Annotated in this window: 15 protein-coding genes; 7 read left to right on the top strand and 8 right to left on the bottom strand. The window is 70.3% G+C overall.

The window, feature by feature from the left end:
* Positions 1 to 189: 189 nt before the first annotated feature.
* On the bottom strand, positions 190 to 2013 hold the full coding sequence (locus tag ACFVYN_RS14475) for a phosphoenolpyruvate carboxykinase (GTP) (RefSeq protein WP_389997456.1): 1824 nt from the start codon (positions 2011 to 2013) through the stop codon (positions 190 to 192).
* 336 nt (positions 2014 to 2349) lie between these two features.
* Between ACFVYN_RS14475 and ACFVYN_RS14470 the strand changes: the two genes are divergently transcribed.
* The 4 genes from ACFVYN_RS14470 (at position 2350) to ACFVYN_RS14455 (ending at position 6140) form a co-directional block, all read left to right on the top strand.
* Complete coding sequence (locus ACFVYN_RS14470; protein ID WP_389997453.1) at positions 2350 to 3063, top strand: hemolysin III family protein; 714 nt, start codon at positions 2350 to 2352, stop codon at positions 3061 to 3063.
* 102 nt (positions 3064 to 3165) lie between these two features.
* On the top strand, positions 3166 to 4710 hold the full coding sequence (locus tag ACFVYN_RS14465; protein ID WP_389997450.1) for a DHA2 family efflux MFS transporter permease subunit: 1545 nt from the start codon (positions 3166 to 3168) through the stop codon (positions 4708 to 4710).
* The gene (locus ACFVYN_RS14460) at positions 4707 to 5348 is read left to right on the top strand and encodes a TetR/AcrR family transcriptional regulator (RefSeq protein WP_389997448.1); all 642 of its coding nucleotides are present in this window, start codon (positions 4707 to 4709) and stop codon (positions 5346 to 5348) included. Before ACFVYN_RS14465 ends, ACFVYN_RS14460 begins: the two co-directional genes overlap by 4 nt.
* A gap of 33 nt (positions 5349 to 5381) precedes the next feature.
* Positions 5382 to 6140: a Mut7-C RNAse domain-containing protein gene (locus ACFVYN_RS14455; RefSeq protein WP_389997445.1), complete on the top strand. Its 759-nt coding sequence runs from the start codon at positions 5382 to 5384 to the stop codon at positions 6138 to 6140.
* On the opposite strand, the gene ACFVYN_RS14450 is transcribed toward ACFVYN_RS14455, so the two are convergent.
* Together ACFVYN_RS14450 and ACFVYN_RS14445 are read right to left on the bottom strand one after the other, a co-directional pair.
* On the bottom strand, positions 6097 to 8127 hold the full coding sequence (locus ACFVYN_RS14450; RefSeq protein WP_389997443.1) for a thioredoxin domain-containing protein: 2031 nt from the start codon (positions 8125 to 8127) through the stop codon (positions 6097 to 6099). The two genes, ACFVYN_RS14455 and ACFVYN_RS14450, sit on opposite strands and share 44 nt — an antisense overlap.
* A 29-nt stretch (positions 8128 to 8156) precedes the next feature.
* The gene (locus ACFVYN_RS14445; RefSeq protein WP_389997441.1) at positions 8157 to 8543 is read right to left on the bottom strand and encodes a hypothetical protein; all 387 of its coding nucleotides are present in this window, start codon (positions 8541 to 8543) and stop codon (positions 8157 to 8159) included.
* Positions 8544 to 8984: 441 nt separating this feature from the next.
* Between ACFVYN_RS14445 and ACFVYN_RS14440 the strand changes: the two genes are divergently transcribed.
* The gene (locus tag ACFVYN_RS14440; RefSeq protein WP_389997438.1) at positions 8985 to 12188 is read left to right on the top strand and encodes a tetratricopeptide repeat protein; all 3204 of its coding nucleotides are present in this window, start codon (positions 8985 to 8987) and stop codon (positions 12186 to 12188) included.
* A gap of 311 nt (positions 12189 to 12499) precedes the next feature.
* Here the strand turns inward: ACFVYN_RS14440 and ACFVYN_RS14435 are convergent, their stop codons facing one another.
* Complete coding sequence (locus tag ACFVYN_RS14435; RefSeq protein ID WP_389997435.1) at positions 12500 to 12757, bottom strand: hypothetical protein; 258 nt, start codon at positions 12755 to 12757, stop codon at positions 12500 to 12502.
* Positions 12750 to 13610: a mycothiol conjugate amidase Mca gene (mca, locus tag ACFVYN_RS14430; RefSeq protein ID WP_389997701.1), complete on the bottom strand. Its 861-nt coding sequence runs from the start codon at positions 13608 to 13610 to the stop codon at positions 12750 to 12752. The genes ACFVYN_RS14435 and mca overlap by 8 nt, the downstream gene beginning before the upstream one ends.
* Before the next feature lie 136 nt (positions 13611 to 13746).
* On the opposite strand from mca, the gene ACFVYN_RS14425 reads away from it, so the two are divergent.
* Together ACFVYN_RS14425 and greA are read left to right on the top strand one after the other, a co-directional pair.
* Positions 13747 to 14145, top strand: coding sequence for a DUF4307 domain-containing protein (locus ACFVYN_RS14425; protein ID WP_389997433.1), 399 nt, complete (start codon positions 13747 to 13749; stop codon positions 14143 to 14145).
* A 167-nt stretch (positions 14146 to 14312) separates the two neighbouring features.
* Entirely contained in the window at positions 14313 to 14813 is a 501-nt protein-coding gene (greA, locus tag ACFVYN_RS14420; RefSeq protein ID WP_389997431.1) for a transcription elongation factor GreA, read from the top strand.
* Positions 14814 to 14873: 60 nt separating this feature from the next.
* On the opposite strand, the gene ACFVYN_RS14415 is transcribed toward greA, so the two are convergent.
* The 3 genes from ACFVYN_RS14415 to ilvA form a co-directional block, all read right to left on the bottom strand.
* Positions 14874 to 15671 (bottom strand): ABC transporter permease, encoded by a 798-nt coding sequence (locus ACFVYN_RS14415; protein WP_352389260.1) that lies wholly within the window; start codon positions 15669 to 15671, stop codon positions 14874 to 14876.
* Positions 15672 to 15676: 5 nt separating this feature from the next.
* Positions 15677 to 16654 carry an ATP-binding cassette domain-containing protein gene (locus ACFVYN_RS14410; protein WP_389997428.1) on the bottom strand — a complete coding sequence of 326 codons (978 nt, stop codon included), beginning with the start codon at positions 16652 to 16654 and terminating at the stop codon, positions 15677 to 15679.
* A 197-nt stretch (positions 16655 to 16851) separates the two neighbouring features.
* A complete protein-coding gene (gene ilvA, locus ACFVYN_RS14405; RefSeq protein WP_389997425.1) occupies positions 16852 to 18081 on the bottom strand; it encodes a threonine ammonia-lyase in 1230 nt (409 codons plus the stop codon).
* Positions 18082 to 18146 lie beyond the last annotated feature (65 nt).

Genomic DNA, 18146 nt, shown 5'->3' with positions numbered 1-18146 from the left:
CGCCCCGTGGTGAGCCGGGACAGAATCCATCCCAGGGAGTGAGGCGGCAGCACGCCCCGCACGCCGTTGTGCGGGGCTGTTTCGTGACTCAGGGCCTGGTCGGCCCTCGTGCCGCCACCCGCGGCCGGCCCGTGACGATCACGGGTCAGGGCTCCCATCGGGGGCCGGCCGCGGGGGTTCTCGGGGGACTCAGCCCAGGCGCTGCACCAGCGCGTGGTACTCGTCCCACAGCTCCTTCGGCGTGTGGTCGCCGAAGGTGTTGAGGTGCTCGGGGATCAGGGACGCCTCCTCCCGCCACACCTCCTTGTCGACCGTGAGCAGGAACTCCAGGTCGGAGTCGGCCAGTTCGAGGCCCTTCGTGTCGAGCGCGTCCCTGGTCGGCAGGATGCCGATCGGGGTCTCGACGCCCTCGGCCTTGCCCTCCAGGCGCTCCACGATCCACTTCAGGACGCGACTGTTCTCGCCGAAGCCGGGCCAGACGAACTTGCCCTCGTCGTTCTTGCGGAACCAGTTGACGTAGTAGATCTTCGGGAGCTTCGACTGGTCCTTGTCCTTGGCCACGTCGACCCAGTGGCCCATGTAGTCGCCCATGTTGTAGCCGCAGAACGGCAGCATGGCGAAGGGGTCACGGCGCAGCTCGCCGACCTTGCCCTCGGCGGCGGCGGTCTTCTCGGAGGCCACGTTGGCGCCGAGGAAGACGCCGTGGTTCCAGTCGAAGGACTCCGTCACCAGCGGCACCGCGCTCGCGCGCCGCCCGCCGAAGAGGATGGCCGAGATCGGCACGCCCTTGGGGTCCTCCCACTCGGGCGCGATGATCGGGCACTGCGCGGCCGGGGTGGTGAAGCGGGCGTTGGGGTGGGCGGCCGGGACCCCGGATTCAGGGGTCCAGTCGTTGCCCTTCCAGTCGGTGAGGTGGGCGGGAGTCTCCTCCGTCATGCCCTCCCACCAGACGTCGTTGTCGTCCGTCAACGCCACGTTGGTGAAGACCGAGTTGCCCCACAGCGTCTTCATGGCGTTGGCGTTGGTGTGCTCACCGGTGCCGGGCGCGACGCCGAAGAAGCCGGCCTCGGGGTTGATCGCGTAGAGGCGGCCGTCCTCGCCGAACCGCATCCAGGCGATGTCGTCGCCGATGGTCTCGACGGTCCAGCCGGAGATGGTGGGCTCCAGCATGGCGAGGTTGGTCTTGCCGCAGGCGGACGGGAACGCGGCGGCCACGTACTTGGACTCGCCCTGCGGCGGGGTGAGCTTGAGGATCAGCATGTGCTCGGCGAGCCAGCCCTCGTCACGGGCCATCACCGACGCGATGCGCAGGGCGTAGCACTTCTTGCCGAGCAGGGCGTTGCCGCCGTAGCCGGAGCCGTAGGACCAGATCTCGCGGGACTCCGGGAAGTGCGAGATGTACTTGGTGGAGTTGCACGGCCACGGCACGTCCTCCTGGCCCTCCTCCAGCGGCGCTCCGAGCGTGTGCACAGCACGCACGAAGAAGCCGTCGGAGCCGAGTTCGTCGAGGACCGGCTGTCCCATGCGCGTCATCGTGCGCATGGACACGGCGACGTAGGCGGAGTCGGTGATCTCGACGCCGATCGCGGAGAGGTCGGAGCCGAGCGGGCCCATGCAGAACGGGACGACGTACATCGTCCGGCCCTTCATCGAACCGCGGAAGACGCCCTTGTCCCCGGCGAAGATGTCCCGCATCTCCCCCGGTGCCTTCCAGTGGTTCGTCGGGCCCGCGTCCTCCTCCCTCTCCGAGCAGATGAAGGTGCGGTCCTCGACGCGCGCGACGTCGGTCGGGTCGGAGGCCGCGTAGTAGGAGTTGGGACGTTTGATCGGGTTGAGCTTCTTGAAGGTGCCCTTCGCGACGAGCTCCTCGCACAGGCGCTCGTACTCCGCTTCGGATCCGTCACACCAGACCACGCTGTCCGGTTCGGTCAGTTCGGCGATCTCGTTCACCCACGAGATCAGTTCCTTGTGCTGGGTGGGGATGACGGGGGGAGCCGCGATGTCGCGCGCCACGATTGCTCCTAGATGAGGGATTTTTTGTTTGGAGGCCCCGTGGGGGCTGCGACCCGGATGCTCTCGTGCCTTCAGGTGGTGACCTTGGCGCTCATCCGGTGCCGACCGCACTCATTTGATCATCCGACTGAAGCGCCCATCTGTCCAGAGGGCATCACAGGTGAGCGGAGTGAGGATCGCCACGGTTTCTTTGGGTACAGCGCGTTTATTTGCGCACACGTAGCGTTCATTCGACCGTTTCTTTACTGGTCAACTCCCGTGAGACGATGGCCACTCTTGGCCGCTCTCTCGTCGTACTGACGCGTAACCTACGGTCCCGTAGGTACGATGCCGGGCATGACGCCGCCCGCCCACGACGCCGACGCACCCTCCCTGCCCCACCAGATCAAGCAGCACGCCCACCACCTCGCCGAGCCCATCAAGCCGAAGCTGCGCGGCTGGCTGCACCTCGGCATGTTCCCGGCCGCACTGGTCGCGGGGCTGGCGCTGACCGCCCTCGCCGACTCCACCAGAGGCCGGATCGCCTGCGGGATCTTCGCCCTGACCGCCTGCCTGCTGTTCGGCGTCAGCGCGCTGTACCACCGGGGCACCTGGAGCCCCCGCATGGACGGCGTCCTGCGGCGACTGGATCACGCCAACATCTTCCTGATCATCGCGGGCACCTACACCCCGCTGACCATGCTGCTCCTGCCGGGCAGCAAGGGCCGGTGGCTGCTGTGGGGCATCTGGAGCGCCGCCGTGGCCGGCATCCTCTTCCGGGTGTTCTGGGTCGGCGCCCCGCGCTGGCTCTACACCCCCTGCTACATCGCGATGGGCTGGGCCGCCGTCTTCTTCCTGCCCGACTTCATGCGCGCCGGCGGTGTCGCGGTCCTGGTCCTGGTCGTCATCGGCGGTCTGCTCTACAGCGCGGGCGGTGTGATCTACGGCCTCAAGCGGCCGAACCCGTCACCGCGCTGGTTCGGCTTCCACGAGGTGTTCCACTCCCTCACCGTGGCCGCCTTCGCCGTCCACTACATCGGCATCTCGCTGGTGGCGTACCGGCACACGTAGACCGCTCCACCACTTCGCGGGCCACAGCTTTCTCAGCTGTGGCCCTTTTTGCATGCCGAAACTGATTGACAGTCCATCGCTTTTGAGAGTTACTCTCATTTCATGGAAACCATCACTCCGGACCCCCGTCGCTGGTGGGCCCTGGCCGCCCTCGTCGCGAGCATGCTGACGCTCGGCTTCGACCTCACGATCCTCAATGTGGCGCTGCCGACCATGGCCGCCGACCTCGACGCGAGCACCGGCGCACAGCAGTGGATGGCGGACGCGTACGTCGTCGTCTTCGCGGCCCTGATGCTCCCCGCCGGTCTGCTCGGCGACCGGTTCGGACGGCGCCGCATGCTGATCACCGGACTCGCGGTCTTCCTCGCCGGATCACTGGTCGGCGCGCTGGCCGGCGACGTGAACGCGGTGATCGCCGCCCGCGCGGTGATGGGCGTCGGCGGCGCCCTCGTCACCCCGCTCGCGCTCTCCGTGCTGCCCACCCTCTTCGCCTCCGACGAGCGCACCAAGGCCGTCGGCATCGTCTCCGCCGCCTCGGCGCTCGGCCTGCCGCTCGGCCCGATCATCGGCGGCTGGCTGCTGAACCACTTCTGGTGGGGCTCGGTCTTCCTCGTCAACGTCCCGATGGCCGCGATCGGCATCGCCGCCTGCGTCTTCCTGCTCCCCGAGACCCGCGACCCCTCCTCCCCCAGGGTCGACGCCCTCTCCGCCGCGCTCACCGTCACCGGCCTCGGCGCCCTCGTCTACGCGATCATCGAGGCCCCCACCCGCGGCTGGGGCGACCCGCTGGTCCTCGGCATCCTCGCGGCGTCCGTCGTCCTGATCGCCGGGCTGGTCGTACGCGAACGGCGCGTCCAGCGCCCCATGCTCGACATGACCCTGCTCACCCACCGCGGCTTCCTCTTCAACACCGTCGCCGCGACCCTGGTGAACTTCGTCCTGACCGGCCTGCTCTTCGTCCTCCCGCCCTTCCTCCAGGCCGTCCTCGGCCACGACGCCCTCGGCACCGGCGTCCGGCTGCTGCCGATGATGGGCGGACTGCTGCTCGCCTCCCGCCTCGCCCCCAGGATCGTCGCCCGCTTCGGCGCACGCCCCACGGTCAGCGCGGGCCTGGTGGTACTGGCCTTCGCCGGGCTCCTGGGCAGCCGTACGACAGTCGACTCCGGGTACGGATTCGTCGCGCTGTGGCTCGCCCTCACCGGCTTCGGCTTCGGCCTCTCGCTCATCCCCGCCATGAACGGCGGCCTGAGCGCCCTGCCCCGCGACCGCGCCGGGAGCGGCTCCGGACTCCTGATGACCATGCGCCAGGTCGGCGGCGCGATCGGCATCGCCCTGCTCGGCAGCCTCCTCGCCGGCACCTTCCGCGACCGCCTCGACACCACCGGACTGCCCGCCGGGGCCGCCGACACGGCCGGGGAGTCCGTAGTCGCCGCACACATGGTCGCCCAGCACACCGGCTCGGCCGACCTGCTGGCCTCCGCGAACAGCGCCTATGTCCACGGCATGGACGTCGTCCTCCTGGTCTGCGGGATCGCGGCCCTCGTCGCCGCACTGCTCGCCGCGGCCTTCCTGCCGGGCACACCCCGTCCCGCCGAGACCACCACCACCCCGGACATCGCTGCCGAGGAGGCCGATGCCCGACAATGAACCCCATGACGGCCGCACGCTCCCCCCTCTCCCCCGCCGACCGCCCCCAACTCGGTCTCCGTGAGCGCAAGAAGATCAAGACCCGCGAGGCGATCCGCGCCGCGACCTACGCGCTGATCAAGGAACAGGGCTACGACGCCACGACCGTCGAGCAGATCGCCGAGCGCGCCGAGGTGTCACCGTCGACCGTCTTCCGCTACTTCCCGACCAAGGAGGACATCGTCCTCACGGACGAGTACGACCCGCTGATGCTGGAGGAACTGCGGGCCCGGCCCGCGGACGAGCCGTGGATGGACTCGGTGCGGCACGTGATGCGCATGGCCTACGAGGGGCTCATGGCGGAGGACCCCGACATGATCCGTCTGCGGACGCACCTCGCGTTCAAGATCCCCGCCGTCCGCGCCCGGATGGTCGAGAGCATGTCGGAGACAGGACGCGTGCTCCGCCAGGCCCTCGCCGAGCGGTCCGGCCTGGACCCGGACGGCCTGGAGGTGCGGGTCTGCGCGATGTCCCTCATCGGCGGAATCATGGAGGCCTCCCTGTACTGGGCGGAGAACGACTTCGAGGGCGATCTGAGCGATCACCTGAACCACGCCCTGGATGTCCTGGAGCACGGCCTGCCCACGAAAAAGCCCTGAGGCCACCACCGTCCCCCATGGCATCCTGACCGGGTGAGCGCACCGGAGATCCACATCCAATTCGCGCCCGACCTGGGCCTCTTCGTCCCGCACGGACGCCGCGGCGGCTCCACCTCCCTCACCACCGACGGCGCCTCCTCCCTCGGCCACGTCGTCGAGTCCACCGGCGTCCCGCTCACCGAGGTCGGTTCCCTGTGGGTCAACGGCCGCGAGGTCCCGAGGTCCTACGTCCCCGTAGCGGGCGACTCCGTCGAGATCAGAGCCGTCACCCGCCCCCAGCAGATCCCCGGCGCCCCCCTGCGCTTCCTCCTCGACGTCCACCTCGGCACCCTCGCCCGCCGCCTGCGCCTGCTCGGCGTGGACACGGCGTACGAGTCACTGGACATCGGCGACCCCGCCCTCGCCACCCGCTCGGCGACCGAGAAACGGGTCCTGCTCAGCCGCGACCGGGGCCTGCTGCACCGCAGGGAACTCTGGGCGGGCGCCTTCGTCTACAGCACCCACCCAGAGGACCAGCTCCGCGACGTCCTTGACCGCTTCCGCCCCGAACTGCGGCCCTGGACCCGCTGCACTGCCTGCAACGGCCTGCTGTGCCAGGCCACCAAGGAGCAGGTGGCGGACCGGCTGGAGGGCGGCACGGAACGGTCGTACGACGTCTTCGCCCAGTGCCAGGCATGCGGCCGCGCCTACTGGAAGGGCGCACACCACGAACAACTGGAGGCGATCGTGGCTAACGCCCTCGCGGAGACTAACCGCCCAACGCCGCCCGCAACGCCTCCGCGTCGGTCGTAGGCGCCTCACACGTGAAGTGCCGGCACACGTACGCGGTCGGTTCGCCGCCGACGAGAACCCGGTCGGCGAGCAACGGGAGTTCGTCGCTGCCCGGAGTCCCCACCGCGACCACCGCGCCGGGGGCGGTACCCAGAAGTGCCGTACGGTGCAAGGTCCTTGTGGCCTCATCAGTCAGCCCGGGCCCCACGATCGCGACCTCCTTCGGCCCGTCGAGCCACGCCTCCGCCACCGCGAGCCCCCACCCGACGAACCGCGGCACCCGGGGACCGAGCGCCTTCACCACCCCGAGCGCCTTCTCCGCGGCCGCGCGATGCGGCTCGGACCCGGTCTGCGCGGCGTAGGACAACAGCGCCCCCGCCGCTGCCGTCCACCCGGAGGGCACCGCGTTGTCGGTCGGGTCCTGCGGCCGGCGGATCAGCCGCTCGGCGTCGGCGGCGGTGTCGAACAGCGCCCCTTCGGGCCCGGTGAACCGCGTCAGCACATGGTCGAGCAGGAACCCCGCGAACTCGAGCCAGACCCCCTCCCCGGTCACCGACGCGAGCGCGAGGAAGCCCTCGGCGACATCGGCGTAGTCCTCCAACACCCCGTCGTTCGGCCCGACCTGCCCGTCCTTGCTGGTACGGGACAGCCGGGCCTGCTCGTCCAGATGCACCCGTACGAGAAGATCGGCGGCCGATATGGCGACCTCGACCAGGTCGGGCCGGTCGAAGTAGGCGCCCGTCTCGGCGAGCGCGGCGATCGCGAGCCCGTTCCACGCGGCGACGACCTTGTCGTCCCGGCCGGGAGCGGGGCGCTGCGCCCGTGCCTCGAAGAGCCGGCGCCGGATCGACTCGATCCCCTCGGCGTCGAACACGGTGTCCTGCTGCGGAAGTTGCAGAACGGACTGCCCGTGCTCGAAGGTGCCCTCCTCGGTGACGCCGAAGTACTGCGCCGCGACCTCGGCGTCCTGCTCCCCGAGCACCTCCCGCAACTGCTCCGGCGTCCACACGTAGTACGCGCCCTCGACATGCTTGCCGGTCCCGTCGTCACTGTCGGCGTCCAGCGCGGAAGCGAACCCGCCCTCGGCGGTACGCAGTTCACGCACCAGGAAGTCGGCGGTGTCGAGAGCGACCCGACGGGCGAGGTCGGAGCCGGTGGATCGCCAGAGGTGGGCGTAGATTCGGCACAAAAGGGCGTTATCATAGAGCATTTTCTCAAAATGCGGCACAATCCAGTCGCGGTCGACCGAGTAACGGGCGAAGCCGCCGCCGAGCTGGTCGTGGATCCCGCCGCGGGCCATGCGCTCGCAGGTGTCCTGGGCCATCTGCAGAGCGCCCTCGGCGCCGGTGCGGGCGTGGTGCCGCAGCAGGAACTCCACGACCATGGACGGCGGGAACTTCGGCGCCCCGCCGAACCCGCCGCGCTGTGCGTCGTACTCCCGCGTCAGCCCGAGCAGCGCCGCGGCGAGCTGCTCCTCGCCGGGGGCCTGCGAGTCGCCGTAGGAGATCTCCCGCCCGGCGAGGTCCCGCACGATCTTCCCGGCGACCTCGGCGACCTCGTCCCGCCGGTCGGTCCAGGCGGCCCGGACCCCCTCCAGGACCTGCCGGAAGGAGGGCATGCCCTGCCGGGGCGACGGCGGGAAGTAGGTGCCGAAGTAGAAGGGCTCGGCGTCCGGGGTCAGGAACACGGTCATGGGCCAGCCACCCTGCCCGGTGGCGGCCTGCACGGCCTCCATGTAGACGGCGTCGACATCGGGGCGTTCCTCGCGGTCGACCTTGATGTTGACGAAGTGCTCGTTGAGGAAGTCGGCGGTCTCCCGGTCCTCGAAGGACTCGTGCGCCATGACATGGCACCAGTGACAACTCGAATACCCGACGCTCAGCAGGACGGGTTTGTTCGTCTTCCGCGCCTCCTCGAAGGCCTCGGCCGACCAGGGCCACCAGTCGACGGGGTTGTCCGCGTGCTGGAGGAGGTAGGGGGACGTCTCGTGGGCCAGTCGGTTCGGCATGGTGTCCATCCTGCCGCAGTACCCCGGAGTCAGGCGTCAGGCGTCTCCCACACCGTGACGTCGAGCTTTCCCGTGCCGCTGCTCGGTGCGGTGACGACGCGGAGGTAGGCGACCCGGCCCTCGTCGGTCAGCAGGCAGAAACGGTCACCGCGCTTCACCTCCGCCGTGTTGGTGCCGTTGCGGTCGACGCTCTCGGCGCACTCCTCGGCCGACGGCGCGGCCCCCGAGGCGGGCAGGGGCGCCAGGTTGGAGGCGGAACCGGGCACGAACAGGTTCGGGTCGCCGAGGGACGCCCCGAAGATGATGTCGCCGCCCTTGATGTCCGTGCCCGACACGATCGGCCGGGACGTGTCGAGTTCGATGTACGACCTCGAGTTGGTGGTGTCGGCGTCCACGACGGCCGGGCCGAACCGCACCCGGCCGGCCGGCGCTCTTCGCGGGCCCCTCCCCGGTCGAGTCGGACGACGGCGCGCCGGACCCCGACGTGGTGGGCGCCGACTGCGCGCTCCCGGCTCCGCCGGCACCCGTGTCGCCCTTGTCGTCGGTCGACGACCCCTGGCCGCTCACCAGCACCGTGACGAGGATTCCCACGACCGGTACGACGATCCCGACAACCCACCAGGCCCAGCGCGGCTGTTGGTGGGGCCCCTGCGGCGGGCTCGGCGGCGCGTTGTTCTCCGCAGTCATGTGATCCCCGTCTTCCCCGTGATGTCTGTGATCACGATAGCCATACGGCAGCCCACAGCCTCGATTCAGCAACCCTTCACGACGCCGGGACGCCTGCGCCCTCTCGCCCCGATGCCCCGTCCGCCGCACACTTGACCAAGAAAGCCGTCGCCGCCGGAGGGGGAAGTGACATGCGGGACAGTCATCGGGCGGAAGCCGAGCGGTTGTTGGGGCGGGCCGTGGAGGAGGAGGTGCGGCGGTCGGGCGGGCGGGTCGACGGGGCCGTACTGCTCGCGCGGGCCCGGGGATCGCTGGACGCGATGGCGCAGACGGCCGCCGAGGAGTACGAGGCCTACACGCGCGCACTGGACGAGGCGCAGGCCGGCCAGCTCAGCTTCGGGCAGCGGTACGCGAAGGAGGCGGCCGGAACTCCGCTGCTGGTGGCCGCGGTCGCCGCGCTGGCCGCCGCCGTGGCGGACCTGGCGCTCGGCACCGGCACGGGCACCGCACTGGGCGCCGGCGTGGTCGTAGGGGTGGTGGGTGCGGCGGCGACCGTGGTGAAGGTGGCCGGCTCGCATCTGCCCGCCGCGCACCACCGGGCGGGCGCCCTCGGTCAGCCCGGCGGTCCGGAACAGCTGCGGCTGCAGTGGCTGACGGCGCTGGAGGTGCGGGGGATACGGCCCTTTCTCGATCAGCAGCGGGTGCTGAGCGCGTCGACCGGTCCGAAGAAGGGGGGCCCGCGGCTGCGTGGCACGGACAAGAGCGCGGCGGCCCGCGGCAGGAGTGTGCTGGAGCAGTCGTTCGGGCAACTCCCTGAGCGGATCGGGGAGTTCGCGGACCGGCGGACGGAGATGGGCCGTATCCGGCAGTGGGTGCAGGCCTCGCGCGCGACCACCGAGACCCGGCCCACGGTGGTCGTGCTGCACGGACCGCCCGGCAGCGGCCGTACGGCACTCGCGGTGCGGGCGGCGCACGACCTCAAGGACTACTTCCGCGGCGCCTGCGTCGTGGACCTGCGCGGCGACAACCCGGACGAGTCCCCGCTGTCCACCCGGGACGCGCTGATGCATCTGCTGAACCGGCTCGGCGCCCCGCGCGAACAACTGCTGTTCCGTGAGCGTTCCTCGCCGGACCAGCAGGTCAAGCGGCTGAGCGAGCTGTACCACCAGCATCTGACCGGTCTGCCGGTGGTGATCGTGCTGGACGACGCCTCGGACCCCGAGCAGGTCCGCACCCTCGTCCCCGAGCGTTCCGACGGCCTGGTCCTGGTCACCGCGCGCCAGCCGCTCGGCCTGCCGTCGGACCTCGCCGCCCAGGTGCACGAGCTCCCGGTCGAGGCCATGGACGCGGCGGGCGCCGAGGAGCTCCTGGCGGCGGCCGCGCAGTCCGCCACCGGCCCCTACGACGCCCAGTCCGCCGACCGGATCAGGGAGCTGTGCGGCGGCCTGCCCCTGGCCCTGCGCATCGCGGGCTCGTCCCTCGGCCCCCGCTCCCCGCGCCAACTCGCCGCGGATCTGGGCGCGTACGGCCCGGTCGGGCCCGTCGAACGCGCCCTGTGGCTGCGCTACACCGACCAGTCGGAGCCGGCCCGCCGGCTGCTGCGCCGGCTCGCGCTGGCCGGCCGGTCCTCGCTCGGCGCCGCCGCGGCCGCCGCGCTGCTGGCGACCGACGAGACGGAGGCGACCCGGCATCTGACGGCGCTGTCCCGCGCGGGCCTGATCGACCACGTCCGGGGCAGCCGTTACCGCGTCCATGACGTGGTCCGCGCTTTCGCCCAGGCCAGGCTGCTGGACGAGGAGGAGCCGGCCGAGCGCACGGCCGCGCAGGAGCGCCTCATCGTCAACTACGCCGATCTCGCCGACTCGGTGCTGCGCCTGGTCGACGGCAACATGTCGACGCGTTCGGACCGCTTCAGTCCGCACGGTTTCACCTCCCTCGACGAGGCGCTGCGCTGGCTGGACGACGAGTCGAGTTTCATCACGGCGGCGCTCAGGCACGCGGAGGGCGTCAACCAGGGGGCGGTGCTCAACCTTCTGGGCGCGCTGTGCGACTACTGCCTGCTGCGCGGCGACCTGTACCGGCTGGGCGAGATCAGCGAGTTGGCGCAGGCGGTGGACCAGGGGCTGCTGGTGCGCTCGGTGCAGTGGCGCACCGGTATCGCCGCCCGCCAGCTGGGCGAGCTGGACAAGGCCCGTACCACGCTGACCTCGGTGGTCGACCTCTACATGGAGGCCCATCACGACGCGGGGGCCGCGCGCGCCCTGTGTTCCCTGGGCATCACCCTGCACCACCAGGGCCAGCTGACCGAGGCGGCGGCGCGGCTCCAGGAGGCGCTGGCCCTGCAGTCACCTCCGGAACTGGCCACGGACCGTGCCTGGACCATGCACGCCCTGGCGGCCGTCGAACGCGACCGCGGCCGGGTGGCCGAGTCCCTGGACCTCCTCACCCGTTCCCTGGTCCTGCACCGGGCCGGCGAGTCCGTCCACGGCGAGGCCTGGGCCCACTTCCAGCTCGGCCAGCTGGCCCTGCGCATGGGCGACGTACCGCGCGCGGAGTCGGAGCTGGGAACCGCCCTCGACCTGTACGGCCGTACCCGGGACGCCCGTGGCGAGGCGTGGGCGCTGACCCAGCTGGCGCGGGCCCGTCTGGTGGCCGGGGACCCGTCGGCGGCGGTGGACGGCCTGCGCCAGGCGGCCTCCCGGCACCGCGACAACGAGGACGCGCGGGGCGAGGCGTGGACGGTGTACTACCTGGGCCAGGCGTTGGAGGAGACGGGCAACCTGGACCTCGCGGTCCGTGAGCTGGAGCGCTCGCGCACGATGTTCTCCCGGATGCGGGACGTCTACGGCCTGGCCTGCGCCCGGCACCACTCGGCCCGCGTCACCCGCGACCAACGGGCCGCGCAGACCGGCTCGTTGCGCAACTCCGGCTTCGCCCGCCAGCTCCTGGTCGATGCCCGCGCCGACTTCCAGCGCATCGGCGTCGCCCACGGCGAGGCGTGGACCTGCCTGGAACTGGCGGTGGTGGACGCGGGCAACGGCCGTACGCCGCAGGCCCTCGCGCTGTGCGACGAGGCGGTGGCCCTGTTCGCGTCCTACGGCGACCAGCGGGGCGAGGACTGGGCCCGTTTCCTGCGCTGCACCCTGCTGCCGTACGCGGCACCGGGCGGCGTGGAGATCGGCGCGGCGGTCGCCCAGGAGGAACTGGCGGAACTGGGGCGCCGGGAGCACGCGGCACGGGACGAGAAGCTGGACGACTACGTGGGGGCGTACGGGCTGCTGCTGGAGCGCGGGGTGAACCTGGACGCCGGGTGGCAGGCCTGGCGCCTGGGCATGGTCCCGAACCGTCATGCGCGGGAGGTGATGGGGGTGGGGGTGGCCCCGGCGCGGGGCTGAGGGGGGCGGTGGGGCTGCCCTGCGGGCGCGTGGGGCGGATCAGTACCCGGACCGGTAGCGCCGGTTGATCGGTACGTCTTCGGGTGCCGGTACCGGTGCCTGCGCGAGGCGGTGTACGACGGTGCGGTGCCCGCGGTGGTGTCGGCGATCCGTGCGTCGGTCCCGGCGTCAGTGCGGGCCGGGATGCGCTCGGCCCGCGACGCGAACGGCCCCTCGACGTGGACGGCCACCGGCTGCTGCTGTTGCCGGCTGGGCACGGCCGTAGACGGGAGGGGGCCCCAGGTCGCCCCCTCCCGTCGATGCCGCGTGGGTCAGCCCTTGGCCGGTGAGGCCTTGCCGGACGGGCTCTCGGCGGTCTCCTTGCCGGAGGCCTCGTCCGCGGGCTCCGTGAAGTCGACCTTCTTCATGTGCTTGCTCATGGACTTCATCAGGGCCCACACCGCCAGGGCCATCGCCGCGAAGACGATGAAGCCGAGGACGCCGGGGGTGACCTTGTCCTCGTCGACCTCCTTGGCGAAGGTCACGAGGTGCGTCATTGCCAGGCTTGCGCTTGCGCTCATGTCAGGCATTGTCGCGGATGCCCGCAAAGAGGTCGTCCTCGGGGAGGGAGGTATCGACGAGGGACTTCGCGAGCTCGTACTCCTCCGTCGGCCAGACCTCCTTCTGGATCTCCATCGGCACCCGGAACCAACCGCCGTCGGGGTCGATCTGGGTGGCGTGCGCGATCAGGGCCTTGTCGCGGATCTCGAAGAACTCCGCGCACGGGATGTGCGTGGTCAGGGTGCGGTCGCGCATCGGCGACTCGTCCCAGCGCTTGAGCCAGTCCCCGTACGGCGACTCCATGCCCCGCTCGATCAGCGCGTGGTGCAGCGCCTCGGTGCGGGGACGGTTGAAGCCCTGGTTGTAGTAGAGCTTCTGCGGCTGGTACGCCGGGCCGAACTCCGACTCGGGGAACTTCTCGGCGTCCGCCGCGCCCTCGAACGCCACCATCGAGATCTTGTGGGTCATGATGTGGTCGGGGTGCGGGTAGCCGCCGTTCTCGTCGTAGGTGGTGATCACCTGGGGACGGAAGGCGCGGATCTGCTTGACCAGCTCACCGGCCGCCTTGTCGACGTCCTCCAGGGCGAAGCAGCCCTCCGGCAGCGGCGGCAGCGGGTCGCCCTCGGGCAGGCCGGAGTCGACGAAGCCGAGCCACTCCTGCCTCACGCCGAGGATCTCGCGGGCCTCGTCCATCTCCTTCTTGCGCACCTCGTGGATGTGCTCCTCGATGTACGTGTCGCCCTGGAGCTTCGGATTGAGGATGGAGCCGCGCTCCCCACCCGTGCAGGTCACGACCAGCACGTCCACCCCCTCGGACACGTACTTCGCCATGGTGGCCGCGCCCTTGCTCGACTCGTCGTCGGGGTGGGCGTGCACGGCCATCAGTCGCAGCTGGTCAGTCAAGACTCAATCCTCGTAAAGTCAGCGCCCCCGGTGTCTTCGGGTGCGAACGGCGGCTTCTATAGTGACCGAATCGGGGGGCGATTAATTCCGCGGCCCGGTTTCCAGGGAGACGATCATGAGTACGGCGAGCACACGGCTGCCCGAGGGGCGCTACGGCCGCTCCTCGGACGAGCGCGCCGACCACAAGCTCAAGATCGCCGGTGCCGTGCTCGGAACCCTCCTGCTCGCGTTGATCGGTTACCTCGCGTACCACTACGTCGGTCAGAACAAGATCAGCGGCGAGGTGATCGCCTTCGACTCGACGAAGTCGGCGGTCCAGGTGCATCTGGAGGTCCGCAAGGACTCCGGCACCTCCGGCTACTGCACGGTCCGCTCCCAGGCGGCGGACGGCACCGAGGTGGGCCGGGCCGACTTCCGCTTCGACGGTGACGCCACCCGCATCGACAAGGTCGTCACGCTCCGTACGACGGCCCCGGGCACCACGGCCGAGCTGCTGGGCTGTCACGCCGACTGACGTCACTCTCGATCCATGGGTGCTGACCTGCGTCGACGTATTTCTGATGGCTTATGTCCTCCCCCTTCGGCTCCTGAATTGTTAGGCTCGTGGTTTCGCCCATCCGTAAGGAACATTCTTCTGGGTAGGGCGATGCTTTGTATTCCCAGTACCTACGAGGAGCACCTGTGACCCAGACCAGCGAAGACGTCACCTGGCTTACGCAGGAGGCGTACACCAAGCTCAAGGAAGAGCTGGCGTACCTGTCTGGTCCCGCGCGCGAGGAAGTCACCGCGAAGATCGCGGCCGCGCGCGAGGAGGGGGACCTGCGCGAGAACGGCGGGTACCACGCGGCCAAGGAAGAGCAGGGCAAGCAGGAGCTCCGCATCCGCCAGCTGACCCAGCTCCTGGAGAAGGCCAAGGTGGGTGAGGCCCCGGTCTCCGCGGACGGCACGGTGGCGCCCGGGATGGTCGTGACGATCGCCTTCGACGGTGACGAGGACGACACGATGACCTTCCTGCTCGCCTCGCGCGAGTACGCGAGCGCGGACGTCGAGACCTACTCGCCACAGTCCCCGCTGGGCTCCGGCGTGCTCGGCCACAAGGTCGGCGAGGACGCGCAGTACGAACTGCCCAACGGTAAGAAGGCCTCCGTGACGATCCTCAAGGCCGAGCCCTACAACGGCTGACCCCGGCCGACCGTCTGCCTTTGACGGGCCCCCGGCGCCCTGGCGGTGCCGGGGGCTCTGTCATGCGGTGGCCGAGCGGTACTTGCGGACCGCGAGCGTTCTGAACAGGGCGATGATCAGGACCGAGTAGATCAGCGAGGCCCAGACCGGGTGCTGCATGGGCCAGGCGTCGGACTGCGAGAGACCTGGGTCGCCGAAGAGCTGACGGCAGGCCTGCACCGTGGCGCTGAAGGGGTTCCACTCGGCGATATGGCGCAGCCACGGGGTCATCTGGCCGGAGTCCACGAAGGCGTTCGAGATGAACGTCACCGGGAAGAGCCAGATCAGCCCTCCGGAGGTGGCCGCCTCCGGTGTCCGCACGGACAGACCGATCAGGGCCCCGATCCAGGTGAAGGCGTACCCCAGCAGGAGAAGCAGACCGAAGCCGCCGAGGATCTTGCCGAAGTTGGTCGGGTCCACGGAGCCGGGACGCCAGCCGACGAGCAGCGCGACCAGCGCCAGGACCAGCAGGGTCAGCGCCGTCTGCACGAGGTCGGCGACGGTACGGCCGGTCAGTACCGCACCGCGCGCCATGGGCAGCGAGCGGAAGCGGTCGATGAGCCCCTTGTGCATGTCGTCGGCGATGCCCGCGCCGGCGCCCGCGGTCGCGAACGTGACGGTCTGCGCGAAGATGCCGGCCATCAGGAAGTTCTTGTAGACGTCCGGGTCGGTGCTGTCACCGATCTTCATCGAGCCGCCGAAGACGTACGTGAAGAGGACCACGAACATGATGGGCTGGATCAGCCCGAAAAGGATCATCTCGGGGATCCGGGTCATGCGGATCAGGTTCCGTCGGGCGATGACCAGGGAGTCGTTCATCATGCTCACTTGGCAGCCTCCTTGTCGTTCTCCTCGTCCTTGACCTCGGCCGCGTGTCCCGTCAGTGACAGGAAGACGTCGTCGAGGGTGGGCCTGCGCAGGCCGATGTCGTCTATCTCGATGCCCCGGGTGTCGAGCTCGCGGATGACCTCGGCTAGCAGCTTGGCGCCGCCGGTGACGGGCACGGTGAGCTTGCGCATGTGGTCCTCGACCGTGGTGTCGCCCTTGCCGAAGCCGCGCAGGATCTCGGAGGCGGCCTGGATGTGCTCGCGCTCGTGCACGACGACCTCGACGCGTTCGCCGCCGGTGCGGGCCTTGAGCTCGTCGGAGGTGCCGGTGGCGATGACACGGCCGTGGTCGACGACGGCGATGTCGTGGGCGAGGTGGTCGGCCTCCTCCAGGTACTGGGTGGTCAGCAGCAGGGTCGTCCCCCCGGAGACCAGTTGCTTGATGACCTCCCACAGCAGCTGGCGGTTGCGCGGGTCGAGGCCGGTCGTCGGCTCGTCCATGAACATCACGGGCGGGGACACCACCAGGGCGGCCGCGAGGTCGAGGCGGCGGCGCATACCGCCGGAGTAGGTCTTGGTGGGGCGGTCGGCCGCGTCGGCCAGGTCGAACTGCTCCAGCAGTTCGGTCGCGCGGGCCTTCGCGGGCTTGGCCTTCATCTGGTACAGCCGGCCGACCATCTGGAGGTTCTCGCGGCCGGTGAGGTATTCGTCGACCGCCGCGAACTGGCCGGAGAGTCCGATGGAGCGTCGTACGTCGTCGGGGTGCTTGAGGACGTCGATGCCGGCGACGACCGCCGAGCCGCGGTCCGGCTTGAGCAGGGTCGTCAGACAGCGGACGGCCGTCGTCTTGCCCGCGCCGTTCGGTCCGAGGAGGCCCAGGACGGTGCCTTCCGGGACATCGAGGTCGACGCCGTCCAGAGCCTTTACGTCTCCGAAGGTCTTGACCAGGCCTTCGGCATAGATGGCGCCTGGCATATCAGTCTCCACGTCGTCGGGGATTCTTGGGAAAGCCTAGATTTGTACGGTTTCCTGCGCCCGTGTTTTTCGTCCGCGGGCGTGCGGTATGAACGGTGACACCGAGACACACCATAACGCGATGTATCGCGTCTCTCAATGGACTTACCCGAAAGAGTGGCTCCGGGGCCTGAAGGGGTTGGGAAAGGACCCTGACCTCAGTCGATGACCGTGTAGCCCGCCTCGCGCAGGGCTCGGCCGACCTCGGCGCAGTGCTCGGGGCCCTTCGTCTCCAGGTGCAGCTCGACCTCCGCCTCCGCGAGCCCGAGCCGTGGATCGGTCCGGACGTGGCTCACGTCCAGGACATTAGCGTCGACCACTGACAACACCCCGAGAAGCGTCGCAAGGGCACCGGGCCGGTCCGTCAGCCGCAGCCGGACGGCCAGGTAGCGGCCCTGCGCGGACATGCCGTGCCGCAGGACCCGCTGCAGCAGCACCGGGTCGACGTTGCCGCCGGACAGCACGGCGACGACCGGACCCTCGAAGGCGCCGGGGTCGCTCAGCAGTGCGGCGACCGGACTCGCCCCGGCCGGCTCGACGACCAGCTTGGCCCGCTCCAGACACAGCAGCAGCGCGGCGGACAGCTCGTCCTCGGTCACCGTGCGGACCTCGTCCACGAGTGCGCCCACGATCCCGAACGGCACGTCCCCGGGCCGCCCCACCTTCATGCCGTCGGCCATCGTCGCCGGGTTCTCGATCGACACCGGGTGCCCGGCCGCCAGCGACGGCGGATACGCGGCTGCGCCCGCCGCCTGCACGCCCACGATCCGCACATCGGGCCTGAGCGCCTTCACGGCGATCGCGACCCCGGCCGCGAGTCCGCCGCCGCCGATCCCGAGGACGATGGTGCGCACCTCCGGGCACTGCTCCAGGATCTCCAGGCCGACCGTGCCCTGGCCGGCGATGACGTCCGGGTGGTCGAAGGGGTGGATGAACACCGCGCCCGTCTCGGCCGCGTACTCCTGTGCGGCGGCCAGGGTCTCGTCGACCACCTGGCCATGCAGGCGCACCTCGGCGCCGTAGTGCCGGGTGGCGCTGATCTTGGGCAGGGGGGCGCCCTTGGGCATGAACACCGTGGAGGGCACGCCGAGCAGCGTGGACGCCAGCGCGACGCCCTGCGCGTGGTTCCCGGCGCTCGCGGCCACGACACCGGCGGCCCGTTCCTCGGGCAGCAGCCCGGCGATCCGGACGTAGGCGCCGCGGAGTTTGAACGAGCCCGTCCGCTGGAGGTTCTCGCACTTGAAGTGCACCGGCGCGCCCACCAGCCGGCTCAGATGGCGGCTGCCCTCCATCGCGGTCGTCCGCGCCACGCCCGACAGCATCTTCTGCGCGCCGCGCACGTCGTCGAGCGTCACCGGCGGCACGGGGTGGGCCTTGCGGTAGTTCATGACTCGAGTCTCGCAGTTCACACGCGCGTGTTCGCGCTGTGACCAACGTCCGAGACGGGTTTGTG

Origin of the sequence: Streptomyces sp. NPDC058307 (genome assembly GCF_042880295.1) — a bacterium.
GTDB lineage: Bacteria > Actinomycetota > Actinomycetes > Streptomycetales > Streptomycetaceae > Streptomyces.
This window is presented reverse-complemented; position numbering and strand designations above follow the sequence as displayed.